The 25,219-nt window shown below is 69.4% G+C and carries 18 protein-coding genes; 14 read left to right on the forward strand and 4 right to left on the reverse strand.

From position 1 onward, the window contains the following. Positions 1-323: 323 nt before the first annotated feature. The 7 genes from OOK07_RS40970 (at position 324) to OOK07_RS41000 (ending at position 12,803) form a co-directional block, all read left to right on the forward strand. Positions 324-1,745, forward strand: coding sequence for an arabinofuranosidase catalytic domain-containing protein (locus OOK07_RS40970; protein WP_266801657.1), 1,422 nt, complete (start codon positions 324-326; stop codon positions 1,743-1,745). Positions 1,746-1,788: 43 nt separating this feature from the next. After that, on the forward strand, positions 1,789-3,438 hold the full coding sequence (locus OOK07_RS40975) for a glycoside hydrolase family 27 protein (RefSeq protein ID WP_266801658.1): 1,650 nt from the start codon (positions 1,789-1,791) through the stop codon (positions 3,436-3,438). 71 nt (positions 3,439-3,509) lie between these two features. Further along, positions 3,510-5,045, forward strand: coding sequence for an arabinofuranosidase catalytic domain-containing protein (locus OOK07_RS40980; RefSeq protein WP_266801659.1), 1,536 nt, complete (start codon positions 3,510-3,512; stop codon positions 5,043-5,045). A gap of 37 nt (positions 5,046-5,082) precedes the next feature. Then, on the forward strand, positions 5,083-6,915 hold the full coding sequence (locus OOK07_RS40985; protein ID WP_266801660.1) for an RICIN domain-containing protein: 1,833 nt from the start codon (positions 5,083-5,085) through the stop codon (positions 6,913-6,915). A 50-nt stretch (positions 6,916-6,965) separates the two neighbouring features. Next, positions 6,966-9,374, forward strand: a complete 2,409-nt coding sequence (locus OOK07_RS40990) for a ricin-type beta-trefoil lectin domain protein (protein ID WP_266801661.1) — start codon at positions 6,966-6,968, stop codon at positions 9,372-9,374. A 51-nt stretch (positions 9,375-9,425) separates the two neighbouring features. Next, positions 9,426-11,408, forward strand: a complete 1,983-nt coding sequence (locus OOK07_RS40995; protein ID WP_266801662.1) for an alpha-L-fucosidase — start codon at positions 9,426-9,428, stop codon at positions 11,406-11,408. 63 nt (positions 11,409-11,471) lie between these two features. Continuing rightward, on the forward strand, positions 11,472-12,803 hold the full coding sequence (locus OOK07_RS41000; RefSeq protein WP_266801663.1) for a ricin-type beta-trefoil lectin domain protein: 1,332 nt from the start codon (positions 11,472-11,474) through the stop codon (positions 12,801-12,803). Positions 12,804-12,920: 117 nt separating this feature from the next. On the opposite strand, the gene infA is transcribed toward OOK07_RS41000, so the two are convergent. From infA to OOK07_RS41020, 4 genes are all read right to left on the reverse strand, one after another. Next, on the reverse strand, positions 12,921-13,145 hold the full coding sequence (gene infA, locus OOK07_RS41005; RefSeq protein WP_266801664.1) for a translation initiation factor IF-1: 225 nt from the start codon (positions 13,143-13,145) through the stop codon (positions 12,921-12,923). Continuing rightward, entirely contained in the window at positions 13,142-13,933 is a 792-nt protein-coding gene (locus OOK07_RS41010) for a GNAT family N-acetyltransferase (RefSeq protein WP_266801665.1), read from the reverse strand. The genes infA and OOK07_RS41010 overlap by 4 nt, the downstream gene beginning before the upstream one ends. 193 nt (positions 13,934-14,126) lie before the next feature. Beyond that, positions 14,127-15,749, reverse strand: a complete 1,623-nt coding sequence (locus OOK07_RS41015; protein ID WP_266801666.1) for an alpha/beta fold hydrolase — start codon at positions 15,747-15,749, stop codon at positions 14,127-14,129. 126 nt (positions 15,750-15,875) lie between these two features. Further along, positions 15,876-16,298, reverse strand: coding sequence for an ATP-binding protein (locus tag OOK07_RS41020; RefSeq protein ID WP_266801667.1), 423 nt, complete (start codon positions 16,296-16,298; stop codon positions 15,876-15,878). A gap of 149 nt (positions 16,299-16,447) precedes the next feature. Here OOK07_RS41020 and OOK07_RS41025 point away from each other — a divergent pair, with 149 nt between their 5' ends. From OOK07_RS41025 to OOK07_RS41055, 7 genes are all read left to right on the forward strand, one after another. Continuing rightward, the gene (locus tag OOK07_RS41025; RefSeq protein ID WP_266801668.1) at positions 16,448-17,215 is read left to right on the forward strand and encodes an IclR family transcriptional regulator; all 768 of its coding nucleotides are present in this window, start codon (positions 16,448-16,450) and stop codon (positions 17,213-17,215) included. Positions 17,216-17,256: 41 nt separating this feature from the next. Then, positions 17,257-18,771, forward strand: a complete 1,515-nt coding sequence (glpK, locus tag OOK07_RS41030; RefSeq protein ID WP_266801669.1) for a glycerol kinase GlpK — start codon at positions 17,257-17,259, stop codon at positions 18,769-18,771. A gap of 339 nt (positions 18,772-19,110) precedes the next feature. Further along, positions 19,111-20,118 (forward strand): NADP-dependent oxidoreductase, encoded by a 1,008-nt coding sequence (locus OOK07_RS41035; protein WP_266801670.1) that lies wholly within the window; start codon positions 19,111-19,113, stop codon positions 20,116-20,118. Further along, positions 20,115-20,921: an SDR family NAD(P)-dependent oxidoreductase gene (locus OOK07_RS41040; protein WP_266801671.1), complete on the forward strand. Its 807-nt coding sequence runs from the start codon at positions 20,115-20,117 to the stop codon at positions 20,919-20,921. The genes OOK07_RS41035 and OOK07_RS41040 overlap by 4 nt, the downstream gene beginning before the upstream one ends. A 525-nt stretch (positions 20,922-21,446) precedes the next feature. Next, complete coding sequence (locus tag OOK07_RS41045) at positions 21,447-22,436, forward strand: aldo/keto reductase (RefSeq protein WP_266801672.1); 990 nt, start codon at positions 21,447-21,449, stop codon at positions 22,434-22,436. A 425-nt stretch (positions 22,437-22,861) separates the two neighbouring features. Next, complete coding sequence (gene denD, locus OOK07_RS41050; RefSeq protein WP_266801673.1) at positions 22,862-23,884, forward strand: D-erythronate dehydrogenase; 1,023 nt, start codon at positions 22,862-22,864, stop codon at positions 23,882-23,884. Positions 23,885-24,132: 248 nt separating this feature from the next. Then, on the forward strand, positions 24,133-25,068 hold the full coding sequence (locus OOK07_RS41055) for a sigma-70 family RNA polymerase sigma factor (RefSeq protein WP_266802297.1): 936 nt from the start codon (positions 24,133-24,135) through the stop codon (positions 25,066-25,068). Positions 25,069-25,219 lie beyond the last annotated feature (151 nt).

The raw sequence follows: 25,219 nt of genomic DNA on the forward strand, positions 1-25,219 counted from the left end.
GGTTCGGCATGCCCTCAGAACGTCCTGACCAGGAAAAACATGGGATGGATCGGATCCGAAATCGCGAAGACAGGTCTATTGACAGTGGGTTACGCCTGTGGGATCACTGTGCGACATGGGATGTATGAGTGTCCTCGTGAGCGTTCCACTGCGCGCGCTGACGGGAGCGGTCGGCACCCCTTCGAACCCTTTCGGACAGGCACGGCACTCTCCGTCCCCCTCCCCCGCATATCCGAGGACACAGGATGCAGCCTCTATGCGCTCCGCCCCGCGGCCCCGCGGCTCGTGCACCACGCCTGCCGGCGCAGGCCGCCCTATGCGTGATGGCACTGCTGGCCATGTTCCTGACCGCCGCGCCGGCATGGTCGGCGCCGACGGCCGGTGCACCCCTGGTGAGTTCGGCGTCGGGGCGGTGCCTCGACGTCAAGGGCAACGTCGACACATCGGGTACGGGGCTGCAGATCTGGGACTGCAACGGCCAGGCCAACCAGGCGTTCGCGTTCACGGCGGCCGGTGAGCTGAGGACGATGAACGGCACCCGGTGCGTGGACGCCTACGACACCCGTACCGCTCCGGGGGCCGCGGTGGTCATCCGGCCGTGCGACGCACGGGCGACCCAGATGTGGCGACAGAACTCCGACGGGAGCGTCACCGCTGCCGCCTCCGGATTCTGTCTGGACGTGAGCGGGGCGGGCACGGCCGACGGCACCGCGGTCATCGTGTGGACCTGCAACGGCGGAAGCAACCAGAAGTGGACCGCGCCGGCGCCTCCGGCGAGCGGGTCGCGCCCGTGCGACATCTACGCCGCGGGCGCAACGCCGTGCGTGGCCGCGCACAGCACGGTGCGCGCGCTCTACGGCTCGTACAACGGCCCCCTCTACCAGGTCAGGCGCGCCTCCGACAACGCAACCAGGGACATCGGGGTACTGGCGTCCGGCGGCTTCGCCGACGCCGCGGCGCAGGACTCGTTCTGCGCGGGCACCACATGTGTGATCACGGTCGTCCGCGACCAGTCCGGACACGGCAACGACCTCTGGTACCAGGGCTCGGCCCAGGTCCCGGGCTCGACTCAGAGCAGTCCCGCGAAGGCGACCTCCGAGTCGCTCACCGCCGGGGGCACCAAGGCCTACTCGCTGTACATCAACCCCGGCAACAGCTACTGGCGGGACGGCCACCTGACGGGCGTGCCGACCGGTGCCGCACCCGAAGGGGCGTACATGGTGACCAGCGGCACCCATGTCAACGGCGGCTGCTGCTTCGACTACGGCAACAGCGAGACGACGCGGAAGGCCGACGCGGCCGGGGCGATGGACGCGATCAACTTCGGCACCGAGTGCTGGTTCGGCGGCTGCTCCGGCAGCGGTCCCTGGGTGCAGGCCGATCTCGAATGGGGCCTGTACTCCGGCGGCAGCCAGTCCTGGAACCCGGCCCAGCGCGCGTACCCGAACAAGTTCGTCACCGCGATGCTCAAGAACAACGGCACGTCGAGGTTCGCCCTCAAGGGCGGCAACGCCCAGTCGGGTGGCCTGAAAACCCTGTGGGACGGCGGCCTACCCGGCGGATACAGCCCCATGAAGAAACAAGGGGCCATCGTCCTGGGCAGCGGCGGCGACTGCTGCAAGCCGGGCGGCGGCGCCAACCTGAGCGCCGGCACCTTCTACGAGGGCGCCGTCGTCGCGGGCTACCCCTCCGACGCGACCGACAGCGCGGTGCAGGCCGACATCGCGGCCGCAGGCTACCGCTGAGCCCTCTCAGCTTGTCCCCACTCGTCTCAGGAGTCGATGAGGTATGCCCACAACCACCGCGAGTGCCTGGCGTCTTCGGCCGCTGCCGCCGCTGCCGTCCCTGCGCAGAACCCTGGCGCTCGCCTTCTCGGCCGTGCTGCTCCTCGCGGCGGCCCCCCTCCTGGCGCTCGGCACGGCGCCACCCGCCGCAGCACTCGGCAACGGGCTCGCGCCGACCCCGCAGATGGGCTTCAACGACTGGAACGCGTACGGCTGCAGCGTCTCCGAGTCGCTGATCAAGTCCACCGCCCAGGCGATGCACACCAACGGCATGCAGGCGGCCGGTTACTCGTACGTCAACATCGACGACTGCTGGATGACCCACAACCGCGACTCGGGCGGCCACCTGGTGCCGGATCCCGCGAAGTTCCCCGACGGCATCAAGGGCACCGCGGACTACGTGCACTCACTGGGGCTGAAGCTGGGAATCTACGAGGACGCGGGCACCGCGACCTGCGCGGGCTACCCGGGCAGCCTCGGCCACGAGAGCACGGACGCGCAGTCGTTCGCGTCGTGGGGCGTGGACTACCTGAAGTACGACAACTGCAACAACACCGGCGTGCCGGCACGGACCCGGTACACCGCGATGCGGGACGCCCTGGCGGCCACCGGCCGGCCGATCCTGTACAGCCTGTGCAACTGGGGCCAGGACAACGTGTGGACGTGGGGCGCGGACGTGGGCAACAGCTGGCGCACCACGGGCGACATCAGCCCGAGCTTCTCCAGCATGCTGTCGATCTTCCACAGCAACGTCGGGCTGGCCTCCTACGCCGGCCCCGGCCACTGGAACGACCCGGACATGCTGGAGGTCGGCAACGGCTCGATGACGGCCACCGAGAGCCGCAGTGAGTTCAGTCTGTGGGCGGAGATGGCCGCACCGCTGATCGCGGGCACCAACATCCCCTCGGCCAGTGCCGACACCCTGTCCGTCCTGACCAACTCCCGGGTGATCGCGGTCGACCAGGACCCCCTGGGCAAGCAGGGCAGCATGGTGTCCTCCTCGGGCGGCCTCGACGTGCTGGCCAAGCCGCTCGCCAACGGGGACGTGTCGGTGGCCCTGTTCAACGAGACGAACTCCACGGCGGCCATCACCACCAGCGCGGCCGCGATCGGCAAGACAGGGGCGTCCGCCTACACCCTCACCGACCTGTGGTCGGGCGCGTCCTCGACCACCTCCGGCACCATCAGCGCCTCGGTGCCGGCCCACGGCACCGTGATGTACCGGGTCGCCGGCGGCACCGGCGGAGGCGGCACCGGCGTGACCGGTGCACTGCACGCGGTCGGCGCGGACAAGTGCCTGGACGTGCCGAACTCCACCACGACCGCCGGTACCCAGGCGGAGATCTGGAGCTGCAACGGCGGGGCCAACCAGACCTGGACGCATTCCGCCTCCGGCTCGCTCACCGTCTACTCCGGCAGCCGCCAGATGTGCCTGGACGCCTACAACAACCAGACCACGCCGGGGACGAAGGTGGAGATCTGGAACTGCAACGGCCAGAGCAACCAGCAGTGGACGCTGAACGCCAACGGCACCATCACCGGCGTCCAGTCCGGCCTGTGCCTGAACGTCACCGGAGGGGCCACCGCTGACGGAAGTCTCGCCGAGCTGTGGACCTGCAACGGCAGCAGCAGTCAGCGATGGACGCTGGGATGACTCACCCCTCCCTCCGGCCACCGGCAACTTCGGTGCCGCCTTACGGCGGCACCGCCACGAAGGAGGTTTCCATGCCCGGATCAGCAACCGATCGCCGGCGCAGACGTTTCCCGGCGGTCCTCCTGATCGCCCTGGCGATGGCCCTGGCCGCGTTGGGGACACCCTCGTTCGCCACATCCGCGCGGACCGGCACACCTGCCGTCGGCCACGCGCAGGCGCCCGCGCCCGCGGCGGACGCGTCGCTTCCCTGCGACCTCTACGCGGCGGGCGGAACGCCGTGCGTGACGGCGCACGCCACGACCAGGGCGCTCTTCGCGGCGTACAACGGGCCGCTGTACCAGATCCAGCGGTCCTCCGACCACAGCTACCGCGACATCGGGGTGCTCGCCGCGGGCGGGTACGCCGACGCGGCGTCCCAGGTGTCGTTCTGCGCGGGCACGTCGTGCACGATCACGAAGATCTACGACCAGACCACCCGGCACAACGACATGCCGATCTCTTGGGGCGGCTACTGGAAGGGGCCCGGTCCAGGCGGATCGGACGTGGGAGCCGACGCCATGGCCCTGCCGGTGACCGCGGCCGGCCACCAGGTCTTCGGTGTCAAGGTCACCCAGGGTGTCGGGTACCGCATCGACCACGCGAGCGGCGTGGCCACGGGCTCCCAGCCCGAAGGCATCTACATGGTGACGTCGTCGAACTACACCAACCAGTGGTGCTGCTTCGACTACGGCAGCGGCGAGAACTCCCACACCGACACCGGCAACGCCACCATGAACGCCATCTACTGGGGCAACGCCTGCTGGTTCAACGGCTGCACCGGCAGCGGCCCGTGGGTCGAGGCCGACCTGGAGAACGGCATGTTCCACACCAACACCGGCTCCAACAAGGACCCGAACAACCAGGGTGTGCACTACCCGTTCGTCAGCGCGTGGCTGAAGAACAACGGAACCAGCAACTTCACACTCAAGTACGGCAACGGAGCCGGGGGAGGCCTGACCACCACCTTCTCCGGCCCCCTGCCCAACGGATACTCCCCGATGAAGGTCGACAGCTCCGTCCTCCTCGGCACCGGCGGCGACAACAGCGTCTCGGGACAAGGCGAGTTCTTCGAAGGCGCGATCACGGCGGGCTACCCCTCCGACGCCACCGAGAACGCCGTCCAGGGCGCCATCACCGCCGCCGGCTACGGAACGGGAAGCGGCGGGGGCGGCACGACCGGTGCGCTGCACGCGGTGGGTGCGGGCAAGTGCCTGGAGGTGCCGGGCGCTTCGACGACTCCGGGCACGCAGACACAGATCAGGGACTGCTCCGGCGCGGCGAACCAGACCTGGTCCCAGAGCGCCTCGCACGAGCTGGCCGTCTCCGTGGGTGGCAGCCGCCTGTGCCTTGACGCCAACGAACGGGGCACCAGCCCCGGCACCAAGGTCATCACCTGGACCTGCAACGGCCAGAGCAACCAGCAGTGGACGCTCAACACCAACGGCACGGTCACCAGCACCCTGTCCGGGCTGTGCCTGGACGTCTCGGGTGCCGCCACCGCCAACGGAACCCCCGTACAGCTGTGGACCTGCAACGGCCAGTCCAACCAGAAATGGACGCTGAGCTGACCCGGTGAGGCACAGCACCCGATCTCAGGAGGATCTGATGAGGACGAGAGCGAGACCCGGCGGTCTGGCACTGGTGAGCGGTGTCGTCCTGGCACTCGTGCTGGCGCTGTTGTCGACGGCCCCGAGCCGGGCCGCCTCGGGCACGTCGCTGAGCGTCGACCTGGCGTCGGCCCGGGGACCGTCGACCGGCGTGGGGGAGGGATTCCTCTACGGCATCAACCAAGACGGCAGCCAGCCCGCCGACCAGTTCCTCCAGCCGCTGGGGATCAACGCGTTCCGCGGCGGCGGATGGTTCTCCGGCGGCTGGATCAAGGACGGCTACCAGAACGGCCCGGCCACGCGGGCCGACCTCGACTCGATCATCTCGCAGGCGAAACGGCTCACCCGGCCGCCCTACCACGCGCAGTACCAGGTACTGGTCAGCGACATCTACGGTGCGAACGGCGGCCAGCCCTCGAACACGAGGTACCCGTGCGACAACGGCGACTGCTCCAACTGGATCAGCTTCATCGACTCCACGGTGGGAGCGCTCCAGGCCTCGGGACTGACGTTCTCCTACGACATCTGGAACGAGCCTGACATCTCCGTCTTCTGGACCCGGGGTGTCAACAGCGCCCAGTACTTCCAGATGTGGGACACCGCCTACCGGGAGATCCGGCGTATCGCCCCCGGTACGCAGATCGTGGGGCCGTCCCTCGCGTTCACACCGCAGAGCAACCCGGGCGAATGGCGGACCTGGCTCGCGCACGTGAAGGCGGCGGGGACGGTGCCGGACATGATCGCCAACCACAACGAGGGCGACGTCGACGACCCGGTCACCGTCGCGCAGAGCCTGCGCAACGCACTGAGCGCGGCGGGCATCGGTCCGCTGCCGCTGTCCTCGAACGAGTACCAGCCGGCCGACCGGCAGAGCGCCGGGGTGACGGCCTGGTACCTGGCGCGGTTCGCGCAGTCGGGGTACGCCAACGCGATGCGCGGCAACTGGGTGTGCTGTGTCACCCCGAACCTGACGGGAGTGCTCACCCAGAGCGGGGGCACCTGGCAGCCGACCGGCAACTGGTGGGCGCTTCGGGACTACGCCGACATGACCGGAACCCTCGTCGACACCTCCGGCCAGGTCGGCTCGACGGCCATCGCCGCCGCCGAGGACGCCGTCGGCAAACGCGCGGTGGCCGTGATCGGCGACTCCAACGGCTACACCGGCGCCGCGTCGGTGACCTTCAAGGGGCTGTCGTCCGTGCCCTGGCTGACAAACGCCGGCAGTGTGCACGTCAGCGTGCGCCGCATCCCGGACCAGGCGCCGCTGGCTGCGCCACAGACCGTGTACGACCAGAACGTGAGCGCCTCCGGCGGCTCTGTCACCGTGCCCTTCACGTTCCAGGGCTCGCACGACGCGTTCGCCGTCTATCTGACCCCGGCGTCGTCCGGCGGCGAAGGCTTCCCGGACGGCTACCACCAACTCGTGGCCGCCCACGACGACTTGTGCCTGGACGTGTACGGCAACTCCACCGGCGCGGGCGCCGTGATCGACCAGTGGACCTGCAACGGGCAGGGCAACCAGCAGTTCCGGTTCATGCCGGCCTCGGGCGGCTACGGCGAACTGCGCGCCCAAAGCTCCGGCCAGGACGTGGCGGTCGCCGGCAGCTCCACGGCGGCCGGCACCCCGGACATCGTCCAGCAGGCCCCCGGCACGGCGGCCAACGCCCTGTGGCTGCCCGTGCCCCAGTCCGACGGCACGTATGCCTTCCAAAACCGCAACAGCGGTCTGTGCCTGGACGTCTACGGCGCCGCCAGCAACGCGGGACAGCAACTTGACCAGTGGCAGTGCAAGAACGCGCCGGGCACCAACCAGGACTTCGCCGTCCGCTGATACCGCACCCGACGCGGACCCCCCACCAACCTGCGAAAGGAACCCCCACCGTGTCAGCATTCAGACGGCTGCTGCGGCGCCTGCGCGCCTCGACGGCCGTGCTCACGGGCCTCATCCTGGCCGCCGGCGGCCTCGTCGGCACGGTCGCCTCTCCGGCCCATGCCGCGACCTCCATCACCATCAACGGCGCCTCCGGCGGACGGACCTTCGACGGCGTCGGCGCGATCAGCGGCGGGGGCGGCAACAGCAGACTCCTGACCGACTATCCCGAGCCCCAGCGCGGCCAGATCCTCGACTACCTCTTCCGGCCCGGCTACGGGGCCTCCCTGCAGATGCTCAAGGCCGAGATCGGCGGGGACACCAACTCCACCTCGGGCGCCGAGCCCAGCCACCAGCACACGCGCTCCGACCTGAACTGCGACCGGGGCTACGAATGGTGGCTGATGGAGCAGGCCAAGGCGCGCAACCCGAACATCAAGCTGTACGGGCTCGCCTGGGGCGCCCCGGGCTGGATCGGCAACGGGAACTTCTGGTCCACCGACATGGTCAACTACCTGGTCTCGTGGCTGGGCTGCGCCAAGCAGCATGGGCTGAGCATCGACTACCTCGGCGGATGGAACGAGCGAGGCTACAACGTCTCCTGGTACCAGCAGCTGCGGAGCGCGCTCAACAGCAACGGCTACGGCAGCGTCAAGATCATCGCGGCCGACTCGGACTGGTCCGTGGCGAACGACGTCAACTCCAACCCGGCGTTCGCCTCCGCGGTGAGCGCCATCGGCACGCACTACCCCTGCGGATACCGCTCCTCCCAGTCCAACTGCTCGGTGCCGTCGGCCGCCATGTCCTCCGGCAAGCCGTTGTGGGCGAGCGAGAACGGCTCGGACGACTACAACGGGGGAGCGCAGGCCATGGCCCGCGGCATCAACCGCGGATACATCGACGGCCGGATGACCGCGTACCTCAACTGGCCGGTCGTCGCGGCCATCACACCGAACCTGCCGTACCCCACCATGGGTCTCGCCCTTGCCTCGCAGCCGTGGTCCGGCCACTACGCGATCGGCAAGAACACCTGGGTGATGGCGCACACCAGCCAGTTCACCGCCCCGGGCTGGAAGTACCTCGACTCCTCCAGCGGCTACATCGGCGGCAACCGGAACAACGGCAGCTACGTCTCGCTGAAGTCCACCAACAACTCCGACTACTCCACCGTCATCGAGACGATGGACGCCGGGAGTGCCCAGACCCTGAACTTCAACGTCACCGGAGGCCTGTCCGACGGAACCGTCCACGTCTGGTCGACCGACGTCAACTCCGCCAATCCGGCCGACTACTTCGTGCACACCACTGACATCACCCCGTCCGGCGGCGCCGTCAGCCTGACCCTGCAGCCCCATCGCCTCTACACCCTGACCACCACGACCGGTCAGGGCAAGGGCACCGCGACCGCTCCCGCCCAGGGCGCCATGAGCCTGCCGTACAGCGACTCCTTCGACGGCAACGCCACCGGCACCGAGGCGAAGTACCTCATGGACTGGCAGGGCGCCTTCGAGGTCGCGGGCTGCGGCGGCGGGCGCAGCGGCAAGTGCGTACGCCAGATGAGCCCCCAGAAACCGATCACCTGGGACGCCTTGTCCGATCCGCACGCCCTGCTCGGTGACGTGAGCTGGAGCAACTACACGGTCTCCTCCGACGTGCTGCTCGAACAGCCGGGGTACGCCGAACTGATAGGACGCGCGAACGGGCAGGACTACAGCAGCACCGGCGGACTCAACGCATACCACCTGCGCGTGAGCGACACCGGAGCCTGGTCGATCCTGAACTCCGGCACCAACGGCACCGTCTCCACCCTCGCCCACGGCACGACCGCGGCCCTGGGCACCAACCGGTGGCACACGCTCGCGCTCACCTTCTCCGGAACCACCGTCACCGCTGTCATCGACGGTGTCACGGCCGGCTCCGCCAACGACCGCACCTGGGCGGGCGGACAGGTCGGCTACGCGACCAGCCAGGGTGAGACGGCGCAGTTCGACAACCTTTCCCTCACCCCCGGCAGCGGCGGATCCGGCGGCGGCACGACCGCCCCGATCGTCGGGGCCGCCTCCGGCCGGTGCGTGGACGTACCGAACCAGTCCCAGACGTCCGGCACCCAGGTGGAGCTGTGGGACTGCAACGGCGGCAGCAACCAGCAGTGGACGAGCACCTCGACGGGTGAACTGCGCGTCTACGGCAGCGTCTGCCTGGACGCCTCGGGGAGCGGCACCAGCCCCGGCACCAAGGTCGACATCCGGCCCTGCGAGGGCGGCGGCAACCAGAAGTGGACGCTCAACGCCGACGGCACGATCACCGGCGCCCAGTCCGGTCTGTGCCTGGACGCCACCGGCGCGGGAACAGCCAACGGCACCCTGCTGGAGCTGTGGACCTGCAGCGGGGCCGGCAACCAGAAGTGGACACGCGAATGATCCGGCGCCGGCCGCCATCACCCATCCCGTCCATGACGTGAGAGGCCCAGCATGACTTCCTCCCCCCTCCCCATCAGCCGACGCCGGCTGCTGGCGGCGACCGGCGCGGCCACGGCCTACGGCCTGCTGCGGTTCGCCCCCGAGGCCGCCGCCACCGACGGCCCCGCGAGCTACTCCGCGAGCTGGTCCTCCGTCGACCAGCACCCGCCGGCGCCGGCCTGGTTCCAGGACGCCAAGTTCGGCATCTACTACCACTGGGGCGTCTTCAGCGTTCCCGCGTTCGGCAACGAGTGGTATCCGCGCAACATGTACATCGGCGGCTCGGCCGAGAACAACCACCACAAGGCCACCTACGGCGACCCCTCGGCATGGCCGTACAACAACTTCATCGACGGCGCCCGCGACAAGGCGGGCAACTTCGTCCAGTTCGCTCCCAAGCTGGCCTCCCAGGGCGGCAATTGGGACCCGGATGCCTGGGCCCGGCTGTTCAAGTCCGCGGGCGCCAGATTCGCCGGCCCGGTCGCCGAACACCACGACGGCTTCTCCATGTGGAACAGCCGCGCCAACCCGTGGAACTCCGTCCAGCACGGCCCCCGGCTCGACCTCGTGGGGCTGCACGCTCAGGCCATCCGCGGTCAGGGGCTGAAGTTCATGGCCTCCCTGCACCACGCCTACCACTTCAACGGCTTCTACGACCATGTGCCGTCCCAGTCGGATCCGGCGCTCCGCGTTCTCTACGGCCAGCAGGGCTCGGACGCGGAGAACAAGCTCTGGTACGACAAGCTGATCGAGGTCATCGACGGCTACCGGCCGGACCTGCTCTGGCAGGACTTCGACCTGGGCCTGGTCCGGGAGTCCTACCGGCTCCAGTTCCTCGCGCACTACTACAACCAGGCGGTCTCCTGGAACAAGGACGTGGCCGCGACCTACAAGGACGGGCTCAACAACAAGGGCGAGGTCTTCGACTTCGAGCGCGGCGGCCCGGCCGGACTGCTCACCCCCTACTGGCTGACCGACGACAGCATCTCCTCCTCCAGCTGGTGCTACACGGCGGGCATCGGCTACTACTCGACGCAGGCGATGCTGCACTCGCTGATCGACCGGGTCAGCAAGGGCGGCACCATGCTGCTGAACATCGCCCCCATGGCCGACGGCACCATCCCCGCCGGGCAGCAGTCGATCCTGCTCGCCATGGGGGACTGGCTCGGCCGCTTCGGAGAGGCCGTCTACGGCACCCGCTCCTGGGCCAGTTACGGCGAGGGCCCCACCAAGATGGGCGGAGGCTCGTTCAGCGGACCGGTGGCCGGCAAACCCCAGGACGTCCGGTTCACCCGCAGCCAGGACAACAAGGTCCTCTACGTCACCGCGCTGGGCTGGCAGGGCGGCACCATGACCGTCACCACGCTGAACTCGAACCAGATCAACCTCAGCAGCCTGACCGGCGCCCAACTGCTGAACAACACCGCCGGCACCTACGTCAACCTGCCCACCCCGACCCAGGACGCGTCCGGCCTGCACCTGGCCATGCCTTCGTCGAACCCGCCGTTCAGCGCCCTGGCCTACACGGTCAAGCTCACCTTCTCCGGTGACATTCCCGTCCTGGGCGCGCCGGGCGGCTCCACCACGTGGGTCAAGATCGCCAACGTGACCAGCGGGCTGGTGCTGGACAGCGGGGGCAACGTCGCCTCCGGCTCCAACCTCAAGCAGTGGAGCTACGACGGCAGCGCCAACCTGCAGTGGCAGCTCATCGACCTGGGCAACGGCTACCTCCGCATCATGAACCGCGCCAACGGTATGGCCGCCGACAGCTGGGGCAACTCCGCCAACGGCGCTCCCGCCCGGCAGGAGGCCTGGAACGGCGGCAACAACCAGCAGTGGTCGCTCACCAGCCTGGGCGGCAACCGCTACCAGATCGTCAACCGGGGCACCGGAACCGCCCTCGACGGCAGCGGCAGCACCGCGGTGGGCTCGACCGCGGTGCTGTGGACGCCGAACTCGAACACCAACAACGAATGGACCGTCACCGGCGTGTGAACCGCCCCCGGGTGGCCGACCGACGCTCCCCGTCCATTCCCCCCACCAAGGAAGCAGGAGCGCATGAAACGCACACCGCTCTTTTTGACCATCGCGGCGGCGCTACTTCTCGTCCTGTCCGCTGCGGGCATCTCGTCAGGCAGCGGTCTCGGCGCGCACGCGTCGGGCACCACCGGCGCCGCCGCGGCGACCGCCGGCTGCGGCAAGGCCCCGGCCCTGACGAGTGGCACCCACACGATCCAGAGCGGCGGCCAGACACGCAGTTACATCCTGCGGGTCCCCGCCGGCTACGACAGCAACCACCCCTACCGGCTGGTCTTCGGCTTCCACTGGCGTGGCGGCACGGCCAACGACGTCGACTCGGGCGGAACGGACGGATACAACTGGTCCTACTACGGCCTGAGGCGCCTGGCGGACAACGCGAACAACAGCACGATCTTCGTCGCCCCCCAGGGCAACGGCAACGGCTGGGCCAACCCCGGCGGCCAGGACGTGGCCTTCGTCGACGCCATGGTCAGCCAGATCGAAGCAGGTCTGTGCGTCGACACCACCCAGTTGTTCTCGGCCGGCTTCAGCTACGGCGCCGCGATGTCGTACGCCCTCGCCTGCTCACGGGCGACGGTCTTCCGCGCTGTCGCGGTCTACTCCGGTGCGAACCTCAGTGGGTGCAACGGCGGCAACCAGCCCATCGCCTACATGGGTCTGCACGGCCTCAGGGACAACGTGCTGCCCATCGCGCTGGGACGGGAACTGCGCGACACGTTCGTCCGGACCAACGGCTGCACACCGCAGAACCCGCCCGAGCCGGCCAACGGAAGCCTGACGCACATCATCACCACCTACTCCGGATGCAAGTCCGGATATCCCGTCGTATGGGCCGCGTTCGACGGAGCGGGCCACGACCCCGGCCCGATAGACGGTTCCACCGGTGACGGCTGGCGCACCTGGACGTCGGCAGCGGTGTGGCAGTTCTTCACCCAGTTCGGCTCGAACCAGCCGCCGCCGCCCTCCGGCAACCAGGAGATCATCGGTCAGCAGTCGGGGCGCTGCCTCGACATCAACAACTCCACGACCGCCAACGGCACGCAGGCACAACTGTGGGACTGCAACGGCGGCTCCAACCAACGGTGGACCCACTCCACCACAAAGCAACTGGTCGTCTACGGCAACAAGTGCCTGGGCGTCGGCCAGTCCGCGGGCAACGGCACCCCGGCGGCGATCGGTGACTGCAGCGGGCAGCCAGACCAGCAATGGAACGTGAATCCCGACGGCACGATCACCGCAGCCCAGTCGGGTCTCTGCCTGGACGCGAGCGGCCAGGGCACCGCAAACGGGACGAAGGTCCAGTTGTGGAGCTGCTCGGGCGGCGCGAACCAGCACTGGCGCCTGAGCTGACCCACGGGGGCCAGGACGGCACCCCGCCGTCTCGTGCGGCCGGTGGTCAGAGCCCCGGTCACGGAAACGTCGTGACCGGGGCTCAGGATCAGCCGTCGCGGCAGCCGCCGACCGCCGCTAGTTCCGGTACCGGAACACGATCCGGCCGCGCGTCAGGTCGTACGGCGGGAGTTCCACCAGCACCCGGTCTTCCAGCATGATCTTGATGTAGTTCTTGCGGATCTTCCCGCTGATGTGCGCGAGCACCCGGTGGCCGTTCTCGAGCTCCACGGTGAACATGGCGCTGCGCAGGCACTCGACGACCTTGCCCTCGACCTCGATGACGTTCCTGTTCTTCGTCATCGCACCAGCTCCAGGTTGCTGCTCATCGGCCGGGCGCCGATGCCCTCGAACAGCGCCGAGGCCGCTTGGTTGGACTCCTGGACTTCCGTCCAGGCCGTGGCGAACCCGGAGCGGTCCAGCGTCCCCAACGCGTGGGTCAGCAATGCCCGCGCGATGCCGCGGCGCTGTTCACCGGCCCGGACCGCGACCAGCCCGATGCGCGGCCGGTTCACCGTGACCACCCGGATCAGACCCAGATAGCGGTCCGGCGCCGCGGCCACCGCGTACTTCGACGGGTCGACGATGGTGTCGCCCCCGGGGCGAGGGATCACCTCCGCGGGCATCGACTGCCACCCGACGGTCGCCTCGACTTCGTCACGGATCGCGCGGTCCGCCGCCCGCAGCAGACTCTCGTCCGCCTGACCGGCGGGCACGATCGTCACGCCCGAGGGCGCCAGGACTTCGTCGAGCCCTGTGACCTGCGGGTCGGTCGGCACGACGTACTCCCACTCGCGGCGCCGGATCGTGAAACCGGCTCGCTGCCAGCGGTCCGTCAGCTCGACGTCGGCTTCGTCGACCACCGTGTACAACGGCGCCGGCAGTTGTGCCAGCATCGCCTCGGCGAGCCGGTCGAAGGCGGTGTCGTGCCAGGCGTCAATGCTGACGAACAAGCGTCCGTCGGGCCGGTGTTGCGCATGCCCGCGGCCGACCACCAGGTCGTCGTCCAGCGCATGCCATTGCCTGTCCGCGACGCGCGTGATCATCACCGCGTTCTCGCTCAGGCCAGATGTGAAAGGTTTTGTGTTCATCGGAGTCTCCCTCCAGGAGTGCCTCGATCTCAGGCGCTCCTGGCGACACCGAACGTCAGCCGCCGGACCGTGACGGGTTGAGGGAGCACCCACGGGTAACTGTGTTCACGGGGCTCACCTCCATACGACGATTTCACGGTCCATCGCGAAAGTAGCAGCGAGGCGCCGCCTGGCTCAAACCATTTCCTGCCCGTCAGCTGTATCGCTGCAGCAGTCCGTCCACGTACGCCTCCAGCCGTGCTCCCAGCACCTCGGACGTCAGATCGAGCCGCCCCAGTTCACGCCACGGCCCGGCCAGTTTGGCCGCGTCGGGGCAGTAGTGCAGGGCGTCGAGCAGCCGCCAGTACAGGTGGTCGGGGCCGTCGGCGAGGGCGCGGCCGCCGTGTGCCTCGTACCGTTCGCGGAAGTCCAGCCCGCAGGCGGGCCCGTGCAGCAGCGCGAGCGCGGTCGAGCAGTGCGCCACGTCGAGATCAGCTGGTCCCCACGAGGTCTCGACCCAGTCCACGACACCGGTGATCCGCAGGGTGGGCCCGGCTCCCGTGAAGAGCACGTTCCCGGGGTGGAAATCGCGGTGCAGAAAGCGGCCTTCGTACGGCGGCGGGTCTCGGCGGATCACGTCCACGGCCCGCTCCCACAGAGGACCGTCGGGGGCGCGGACGCGCTCCGGGGACGTCCACGCCTGGTAGGGACGCGGTCGTTGGGCCGGTACGACGCCGTGGACGCGGACGAGTTGGGCCGCGAGCAGGTCCAGGCGCGGGTCGAGGTCGTCCCCGTCCACGCGGACGCGGCCCGGCAGCGCGGACATCAACAGGGTCGGATGGTCGCAGTGTCCGGCCGTGGCGTCCACGGCGACGAGTCCGGGCGCCGGGATGCTCTCCTGTTCGGCGAGCAGCGCAAGGACGGACGCCTCGCGGGCCAGCAGCCCAGGCCCGTGGCGGCGGAAGAACGGCTTCACGAAGGCCCGTTGCACCAGGGCCGTGCCGTCGTCAAGGGTGAGCCGGCGCATCTGGGAGCTCCAACCACCGGACAGGAGGCGCGAGTCGGCGACCGAGCGGCCATGGGGGAGCTGCTTGACCACCCATGCCTGCGTGGCCGACCAGCCACGGTCGTCGAGGCCGGTCAGCACCGCCTCCACGAACTCCCGCCGGTCGTCGCCGTGGTCGCGGAGCCACAGCCCCAGCTGGTGCTGGGCGTCCGGAAGGCCGAAGCGCGTGTACTGGGCGCGTGCTGCCAGTGCGTCCTGCACCGCCTCCGTCACCGCCGGCGGGATCACCGTGTCCGTGCCCGGAACGGCGAGCACCGCCCGGCCCTCGTACATGCGCAGTATCTCGAGCGCCGGCGCCTCCCGCCAGCTGTCCGGCCGCCGGATCATGCTGCTGAACGGGCCGTTCCCGTCCCCGAAGGGCACATCCCACGCCTTCGCGGTGTACACGGCGGGCGCGCACAGTCCCAGCGCCGCCACCCGGTCGCCGTAGTGCCGGACAAGATCGGCCACCGTCTGCCCACTCATGCTGAATCCCACCAGGACCAGCGGCCCGACCGTCCCCGCGTACGCGTCGATCACGGCTACGGCCTGCTCGAACCGCCGCCGCAGGCTCAACTCACCGAGCTTCCCGTTGCTTTCGCCGTGCCCGGAGAAGTCGAAGGCGATCCCCCGACAACCCTGGGCCACGAACTCCCGCACCAGCGGGAGCAGTCGCTCCTTGCTGCTGGTGCCGGCTCCGTGCAACACCACGGCGGTGGCCCCGGACAGTTCACCGCCGTACACACCGCTGAGCCGTTCACCGTCGTGGGCGTGCGTGAAGTCGAGGAGCATGTCCCCTATTCACTCACGCCGTTTCGTTCGCCTTCCGGGAACGTCACTGAGCCCTGAGACGTGCGACACCGAGTGGCTCGCACGGCGGATGCGGTCGGTGGCGGAGTGCCGCCGGACTCTCGGCCCTCAACCCACGGGCACCTCTGCCCAACGGCACGTTCCGCCGGAGTGCACCTGGACCCCGCATCGGGCGGACAGGGCGGTGACGATGTCGAGGCCCCGCCCGTGCTCATCCGGGTCGGGCATGGACGGCCCGGCCGGCGCTGCGGGGCCGGTGTCGTTCACTTCGACGCGGACGGCACGGCATCCGCCGTCCGCGGCCCGTGACACCCGCAACGTCGCCGGGGGCAGGGCGTGGACCACTGCGTTGGTGAGCAGCTCCGAGACCACCAGGAGGACGTCGTCGGTGCCCTCGGCGGACAGGTTCCAGCTGCTGAGGACTGCGGCTACGCGCTGGCGCACAGCCGAGACGGCCCTGGCGGCGTGCAAGAGCGGAAAGACGTGTTCGACTTCCCAGCGAAGCGCGGCGCTGGGCGGCGCTGCAGTCATGTGCCGATCTCCTCCGAGGAATGTGCTGCTGCCGGCTGGAGGCCGGGCGTCATGTGACGCTATGGAGGGATGTGCGGTCGGTCAATGAACTGCGGTCGGCATTACCGAACGGCAGTCCTGAGGGAGGCAAACGCGGCTACGATCGCCGTATGGCCGGGCCAGTCCAGTCCATAGAACGGGCGGCGGCGATCCTGCGCCTGCTGGCCGGCGGTCCCCGACGGCTCGGACTGGGCGAGGTGGCGTCGTCGCTCGGGCTGGCCAAGGGCACCGTGCACGGCATTCTGCGCACCCTGCAGCACGTGGACTTCGTGGAACAGGACGAGGCGACCGGAAAATACCAGCTCGGGGCGGCGCTGCTGCACCTCGGCACGAGCTACCTCGACGTGAACGAACTGCGGTCGCGCTCCCTGAACTGGGCCGACGCCCTGGCCGCCCGCAGCGGAGAGGCCGTCCGCCTGGGCACGCCCCTGGAAGGCAAGGTGCTCATCGTGCACCACGTCTTCCGGCCGGACGACACCCTCCAGACCCTGGACGTGGGCGCGTTCCTGCCGCTGCACGCGTCTTCCCTCGGCAAGGTTCTGCTTGCCTTCGGGGCGGCGTCCGTCGAGCCGTTGCTGGAGGCGGGGCTGGAGGCGTACACCCGGCACACCCTGGTCTTCCCGGAGGCCCTTCACCGGGCGCTCGGCGAGATCCGGGAGCTCGGCTGGGGCGCCGAGGTGCAGGAAATGGGCATGGGCGAGGCCGGAATCGCCATGCCCATCCGGGGGCACGGCGGCCTGGTGGTGGGTGCGATCGGCGTGTCCGGCCCGTTGGAGCGGCTCTGCGACACCACAGGCAGGCCTCGGCCGACCCCGGTCACCTTGCTCCGGGAGGCCGCCCGTGCGATTTCCAGAGACCTGGGCGCGGGACGCTGGTAGGTCCCCGTACCTTCGCGACGCATCGGAAGGCAGGCCCGATCATGGTTGAACGGTATGTGATGTCCATCGACCAGGGCACCACCTCCACTCGATGCATCCTGTTCGACCACGGCGGGCGGTTGGTGTCGGTCGCCCAGCGGGAACATCAGCAGTATTTCCCGCGCCCCGGCTGGGTCGAGCACGATGCCGTCGAGATCTGGCGCAATCTGCAGCGCGTCGTGCCCGAGGCACTGTCCAACGCCGGCATAGACGCCGGACAGATCGCCGCCATGGGGATCGCCAACCAGCGGGAGACGACGGTGCTCTGGGACCGGCGGACCGGTGTCCCGCTGGGCAGGGCGATCGTATGGCAGGACACGCGCACGGCTGAGTTCGTCGACGAGCTGAGACAACAGCCCGGGGACGATTTCTTCCTCGACCGCTGCGGTCTTCCGCCGTCGACCTACTTCTCCGCGCCCCGGATCCGCTGGCTGTTCGACCATGTCGACGGGCTGGGCAAGCGTGCCCAGGACGGCGACGTGTTGTTCGGCACCATGGAGAGCTGGCTGGTCTGGAACCTCACCGGCGGCACAGACGGCGGCCTCCACATCACCGACGTCACCAACGCCAGCCGCACCATGCTGATCAACATCCGGACGCTGGCCTGGGACCGTGAGCTGATGGAGTTCTTCGGCGTGCCGCGCCCGATGCTGCCGGAGATCCGATCCTCCGCGGAGGACTACGGGGAGGCTCGCACGGTGGTCCCCGGCGTCCGCATCACGGCCGCACTCGGGGACCAGCAGGCGGCCCTGTTCGGACAGACCTGCTTCTCGCCCGGAGAGGCGAAATGCACCTATGGGACCGGGAGCTTCCTGCTGATGAACACCGGTCCCGACGTCGTGCGATCCCGCCACGGACTCCTCACCACCGTCGCCTACAAGATCGCGGACCAGCCGACGGTCTACGCCCTCGAAGGCCCGATCGCGGTCACCGGCTCGCTGGTCCAGTGGTTCCGCGACCGGCTGGGCCTGATCCACAGCGCACCGGAGATCGAAACCCTGGCGCGCACCGTCGAGGACAACGGCGGCTGCTACATCGTCCCCGCGTTCTCCGGCCTCTTCGCCCCCCACTGGCGCAGCGACGCCCGCGGTGTGATCGTCGGCCTCACCTCGTACATCACCAAGGGTCACCTCGCCCGAGCCGCGTTGGAGGCCACCGGGTGGCAGACACGGGAGGTCGTCGACGCGATGAACGCTGACTCCGGTCTCGCCCTCAGACAACTGAAGGTCGACGGAGGCATGACATCCGACAACCTGCTCATGCAGCTGCTGGCCGACGTGCTGGACGTTCCCGTCGTACGGCCCCTGGTCGCCGAGACGGTGTCACTCGGCGCGGCCTACGCCGCGGGCCTCGCGGCAGGCTACTGGCCGGATCTGGCGGTCCTGCGCCGGAACTGGCACCGGGCCGCCCAATGGCTGCCGGACATGGATCCCAAAAGGCGAGAGAAGGAGTACGAGTGCTGGCAGCGCGCCGTCGAGCGGTCCGTGGGCTGGGTCCAGCCACCCAGACGCACGTGAGGATACTCGACGCGGCGGCCACGTGACGCTCGACGCGCCGCACGGCATGGGCGCCGGCTCTTCCGGTCGGACACAGCGGGCGGTGCGGGGTACTAGGGCGTGGCCCGGGCGACCGGGACGAGAGCGGACTCCCCAGCCCGAGCCCCGCCCGAGCCGTGGGTCCGCCCGAGCCCGAGCCGTGAGTTCGGCCCGGATGCCTCGCCCCGCGGGCGGAGCTGCGGATACGGTCCCAGAGGCATCGCGGCCCAGAACCGACGTACGGCGTGTGGCGAACCTCACTCCACTTACGTACCAACTGGTCGGTATGGTCGCTGGGAGCCACGAACGACAGGAGCCGCGATGCCTGCGACCAACCGCCAGATACGTCTGGCTGCCCGCCCCGTGGGTGAGGCGAAACCGGATGACTGGGAGCACTGTTCCGGGACGGTCGAGGAACCGGGCCCGGGCCGGTTCGCGGGCCGGACACGCGTCATCTCCCTGGACCCGGCCATGCGTGGCTGGCTGGACGACCGCCCCTCCTACCTGCCGCCCGTGGGCATAGGCGAGGTGATGCGCGCCGGATCGGTCATCGAGGTCACCGCATCGAACCACCCCGACTTCCAGCCCGGTGATCACGTGGCCGGCATGTTCGGCGTCCAGGAACACGTCGTCTCCGACGGCCGGGGCGCCCTGAAGATCGACACCGCCCTCGCGCCGCCTGCGACGTATCTGGGGGCGCTGGGCATGCCCGGCATGACCGCCTACTTCGGCCTGCTGGAGGTCGGGGCGCTCAAGGACGGCGAAACCGTCGTGGTGTCGGGGGCGGCCGGCGCCGTGGGCACCATGGTGGGGCAGATCGCGAAGGCCAAGGGCTGCCGGGTCGTAGGCATCGCCGGAGGCCCGGAGAAGTGCGCGCTGCTCACCGACGAGCTGGGATTCGACGCCGCGATCGACTACCGCGCCGACGACGTCAAGAAGGCGCTGCGCCAGCAGGTCCCCGACGGAATCGACGTCTACTTCGACAACGTCGGAGGGGACATCCTCGACGCCGCCCTGACCCGGCTGGCGATGCACGCGCGCGTCGTCATCTGCGGTGCGATCAGTCAGTACAACAGCGCCAGTCCGGTCAAGGGACCCTCCAACTACCTCTCCCTGCTGGTGCGCCGCGCCCGTATGGAGGGCCTCGTCGTCTTCGACTACGCCAAGCGCTACGCGGAGGCCACACAGGAGATCGCCGACTGGATCGGCGCCGGCCGCATCAAGGTCAAGGAACATGTGGTGAGAGGCGACGTGGACGACTTCCCCGAGACGCTGCAGATGCTCTTTCGCGGCGAGAACGTCGGCAAGCTCGTGCTGGAGCTGGCGTGACCGCCGCCGAGAGCGGGGCCGCGGCCCAGCGCGGAACGCAGACAAACGGCGCCGCGCTGCAGGGCAAGGTCGCGATCGTGACCGGCGGTGCCGGCGGACTGGGCCGGGCCAGCGCGCTGGCGCTCGCGAAGGCGGGAGCCCGAGTGGTCGTCGCGGACCTCGATGCGCGCGGTGGCAGGGAGGTGGCAGACATGACCGGCGGCCGCTTCCGTGCCTGTGACGTCTCCGACCTCGACGCCAACCGTGCGCTGGTCGACTTCGCCCAGGAGCAGTTCGGCGGTGTCGACATCGCGCTGCTCAACGCGGGAGTGGCGACCGGATGCGGCGTCGGTGAGGACTTCGACACCAGCCGTTACCGCCGGGCGATGGGCGCCAACCTCGACGGGGTGGTATACGGCACCCACGCCGTGCTGCCGGCGCTGCGGGCCCGCGGAGGAGGATCGATCGTGGCGACCGCGTCCCTGGCCGGCTTGGCGGCCGTACCGCTCGATCCCCTGTACGCGGCCAACAAGCATGCGGTGGTGGGTCTGGCACGCTCCCTGGGACCGGCCCTCGTGCCGGACAACGTGCGCTTCAACGCGGTCTGCCCGGGGTTCGCCGAGTCGCGGATCATCGACCACCTGCGCGACATGCTCTCCGAGCAGGAGCTGCCGGTCATCCCGGCCGAGGTCGTGGCGGACACGATTGTGCGGATCATCACCGGCGACGGCACGGGGGAGTGCTGGTTCATCCAGGCAGGCCGCGAACCGGAGCCGTTCCGCTTCCGCAATGTCCCCGGCCCGGGCAAGCCGGCCTTCGCCTGAGACCGCTCGCGACGGTGCCGTCCAGGGCCTGTGCCCAGAAGCCCGCAAGAACGAACTGGTCGGCGGCGTCGATGTGACGTGGCGTATCAAAGAACTCATCCCCAAGCCGATCATGAATGCCTCCCACCGTCCAGAGGCGGCCGGCCTCCACGCCGACCGCCTCACCAGGCGCCAGGCATGACCGATGAGGTGGCCCGCCTCCCCGGGCCCGGCCGATCCGATGGTCGTATCGTGGGGCCCGTGGGATCGTGGAATCGACTTGACCACCCACGTGATCAGCCCGGCAGCGTCCGCCCTGGCCGGGAGCCCGTTCTGCACAGTGCTCGCCCCGGCAGCCTCCGCCGCCTGAAGGGCTGACTTGCCTTGGAGTGCGCTCCAAGTCGTAGCGTCGGAGACACCGCGACGCACAAGGCCCCGCCGTCCGGTGCCCACAGGATGTCGGGCGGCGGAATCCATCGCCAGAGCGATGAGGGCCTGTTGCCGTCCGAACATCGTACGAGTGTGCAAGAAAGGCTGGGACACGGCATGCAGAAGCGCAGTCTGCGGGACCTCCAGGTATCGGCCATCGGCCTCGGATGCATGGGCATGTCCGCCTTCTACGGATCCACCGACCAGGAGGAGGGGATCGCCACCATCCGGCGCGCCCTCGACCTCGGCATCAACTTCCTCGACACCGCGCAGATGTACGGGCCGCTCACCAACGAATCACTCGTCGGCGAGGCGATCCAGGGACGTCGCGACGAGTACGTGATCGCAACGAAGTTCAACTACCGGATGGACAGCGCCGTACCCGGCGACATCAGCACGGTCGGCCCGCAGGACGGTTCGGCCGAGCACGTCCGCAGCTCGGTCCACGGCTCCCTGAAGCGTCTGGGGACCGATTACATCGACCTGTACTACCAGCACCGGGTCGACCCGAACGTGCCGATCGAGGAGACGGCCGGCGCGTTGGGCGAACTGGTCGCCGAGGGCAAGGTGCGGTACATCGGGCTGAGCGAGGCGAGCGCGGAGACCATCCGGCGTGCCCACGCCGTGCATCCGGTCACCGCCGTGCAGAGCGAGTACTCGCTCTGGTCGCGGGACGTGGAGGCCGAGGTGCTGCCCGCCTGCCGGGAGCTGGGCATCGGCTTTGTGCCGTACTCGCCGCTCGGCCGCGGCTTCCTCGCGGGTCGGTTCAGCTCGCCGGACGAGCTGGACGCGAACGACTGGCGCCGCGAGAACCCGCGCTTCCAGGACACCAACCTGGAGGCGAACCTGCGGCTGGCGGCCAAGGTGAAGGAGATCGCCGCCGAGAAGGACGTGACCCCGGCCCAACTGGCCATCGCCTGGGTGCTGGCCCAGGGGGAGGACCTGGTACCGATCCCGGGCACCAAGCGCCGTGCCTACCTGGAGCAGAACGCCGCCGCGGTCGACATCGCGTTCACCGAGGACGACCTGGGCCGCATCGACGCGGAGCTGCCGGAGGCGGCGGGGGAGCGGTATGACGAGGCGGGGATGCGAAGCGTCAATCGCTAGCCAGGGCGCGGAAGCAACTGTCAGCTTCTGCCGTGGCCGTGGCCGTGGCCGTGGGCGCGAACGGATGCGTAGTGGCCGCCGTCGCGCCTACACGGCGTCAGCCGCCTCCGCACGGCCGGTGGCCTGCGGAGGCGGCACGGGAGGAGACGCGAAACCGGCACCGTCCACTGCGGCATCACGCACATACAACTGCCGGTCCTTCGCGACGTCGCTCACGATCACCGTCCCCGCCTCGCTGGGTACCGCCGAGTGCTCGGGTGTGCGGTGTTCGCAGGCGATGCGGGAGCCTGCGTAGGCCGCGCATCGCAGCCGCCGTCGACCGACCCCGGGGCGTGTCGTTGGTGGTGCGCACGGTAGGTGGGCTGTCGGGGGCCGGTTGGGTGCGGCATCGTGGGGGCGGCAGTCGCCGTGCGAGGAGGTGCCGGGTGCGGGTTGTGATCACGGGCGCGTCGGGGTTCCTGGGAGCTCTGCTGGCGGGGAGCCTGCTGCGGGCGCGGGTGTTGGCCGGCGTGCCGATCACTCGGTTGGTGTTGGCCGACCGTGTGCCCTGGCCTGGTTCGCAGGGCGGTACCGACCCGCTCGTGGAGGTGGTGCACGGCGACCTGACCGACCGCGTCGATGAGGTGTTCGCGACGCCGGTCGATGTGCTGTTTCATCTCGCGGCGGCGGTGTCCGCCGAGTGCGAGGCCGACTTCGACCTCGGCATGCGTTCCAACGTGGATGCCACCCGCGCCGTGCTGGACGCGGCCCGGGCGCAGTTCGCCGCCGGCGGGCCGAGGACACGGGTGGTGTTTGCCAGCAGTCTCGCCGTCTACGGTTCCCCGCGGGGGACGCCCCTGCCGCTGGTGGTCGGTGAGACGACCTTGCCGCTGCCGCAGTCGAGTTATGGAACGCAGAAGCTGATGTGCGAGCACCTGGTTGCGGACATGACCCGCCGCGGTTTCATCGACGGACGTGTCGCCCGGCTGATGACCGTTGCGGTGCGGCCTGGACGGCCGAACGCGGCCGCCTCCGGCTTCGTGTCCGCCATCGTCCGCGAACCGCTCGCGGGACTGCCTGCCATCTGCCCGGTCGACCCCGGCCTGCGCGTGGCTCTGGCCTCACCCCGGCGCACCATCCACGGGATCCTCCGCATCGCCGAGGCCGAACGCGGCACCGGCGCCGGTCGCCTCGACAGCCCGCTGCCGGTGAACCTGCCCGCCCTCACCGTCTCGATCGCCGAGGTACTTGCCACGCTGCGGCAGATCGCCGGGGACGCGGTTGCCGACCTGGTGACCATCGCCCGCGACCCGGTTGTGGAGGCCATGGTCGGCTCATGGCCGGCCGACTTCGACAACCGGCGGGCCGCCGCTCTCGGCCTGCGGCCCGACCCCGGCTTTGAGACGGTGGTGCAGGACTACCTGTCTGGTCCCGGCGTTGAGCCGCCCGGACAGTCGGCTCCGATCTAAGGGCCTGCCCAGGCGCTGCACCAGGTTCGGCACCGAGTTGCCCCGAGTGCGGACGCCATGCGTTCTCCCCTCCTCAAACCCTGTCGGCATCCTGTGGTTGCGAATCGAGGCGTCGGACGAGGCGTCTGAGCGTGCCGGACAGTGAGGCTCGCAGGTGGTGCGAGAAAACACTCGCCAGTTCTGTCACAGGCGTCCGTCGGCCGCGGTCTATGAAGCAGACGCAGCGGAGCAACGGAGGCCATTGGCGCATGTATCTCGAAGAGTCCCTCACCCCACCTGTCGATCTGGACGAGGCCGTCGCCGTCTTCGTAAGGCATCGCAGGCGGCTTTTCGGGATCGCCTACCGCATGCTCGGCAGCGCGGTCGAGGCCGAGGACGTGGTGCAGGAGGTGTGGCTGCGCTGGCAGATGACCGATCGCTCGGTCGTGGTCAATCCCGTGGCCTTCCTCTCGAGTGCGACGACTCGTCTGGCCATCAACGTCGCGCAGTCGGCGCGCGTGCGTCGGGAGACGTACATCGGGCCGTGGCTGCCTGAACCCGTCGACACGAGCGCGGACCCGGAGGTCGGCGCGCAGCGCGCGGAGGCAGTAGAACTGGCGCTGTTGCTGGTGCTGGAGAGACTGAATCCCGTCGAGCGCGCCGCCTATGTACTGCGCGAGGCGTTCGACTACGCCTACGCCGAGATCGCGGACATGCTCGAGCTCAGCCTCGTCAACGTGCGGAAGATCGTCAGCCGTGCACGTCGGCACCTGCTGGACGAGCAGCGGGAGAGTGTGGACGCCGCCGAGCACCGACGTCTGCTGGACGCGTTCGTCTCGGCGGCCCGCACGGGAGACATAGCGTCACTGGAAGCCCTGCTCACTCCGGATGCCGTCAGTCTGTCCGACGGCAACGGCATGCGGGGCTGTGCTCGTGTACCTGTGCTGGGGCGGGACCGTGTGGCCAGACTGTCGACCTATCGACAGCTTTGGCGGGGAGCCGTGCCCGAACTCGTCGATGCCAACGGGGCCACGGGCGTGATGATCTCCCGGGACGGGCGGCCTCTCGCGTTCATGACGGTGGCCGCCTCGAAGGACGGCATTCACCAGGTGATGTGGGTGTTCCCCCCGAGCAAGGTCGCCGCGTTCCTCGATTCGCGTCGCCGAATCGCGGTCCTCCCCGGCGCTGTGCCGGATGGTGTGTGAGGGCGGCGCGGGTGTGCCTTTCGAGTCGGGGGGGGTGGACGGTCCACCCCAGCGGCACGGGCCCTGACCGAACAGGCCCGGTCATCACTGGAGACTGCCGGGCCCGGTGATCCAAGGGACGACCCTCAGGCCACCCCTGCCACTTCGGCGC

This window comes from Streptomyces sp. NBC_00078 (genome assembly GCF_026343335.1).
Classification (GTDB): domain Bacteria; phylum Actinomycetota; class Actinomycetes; order Streptomycetales; family Streptomycetaceae; genus Streptomyces.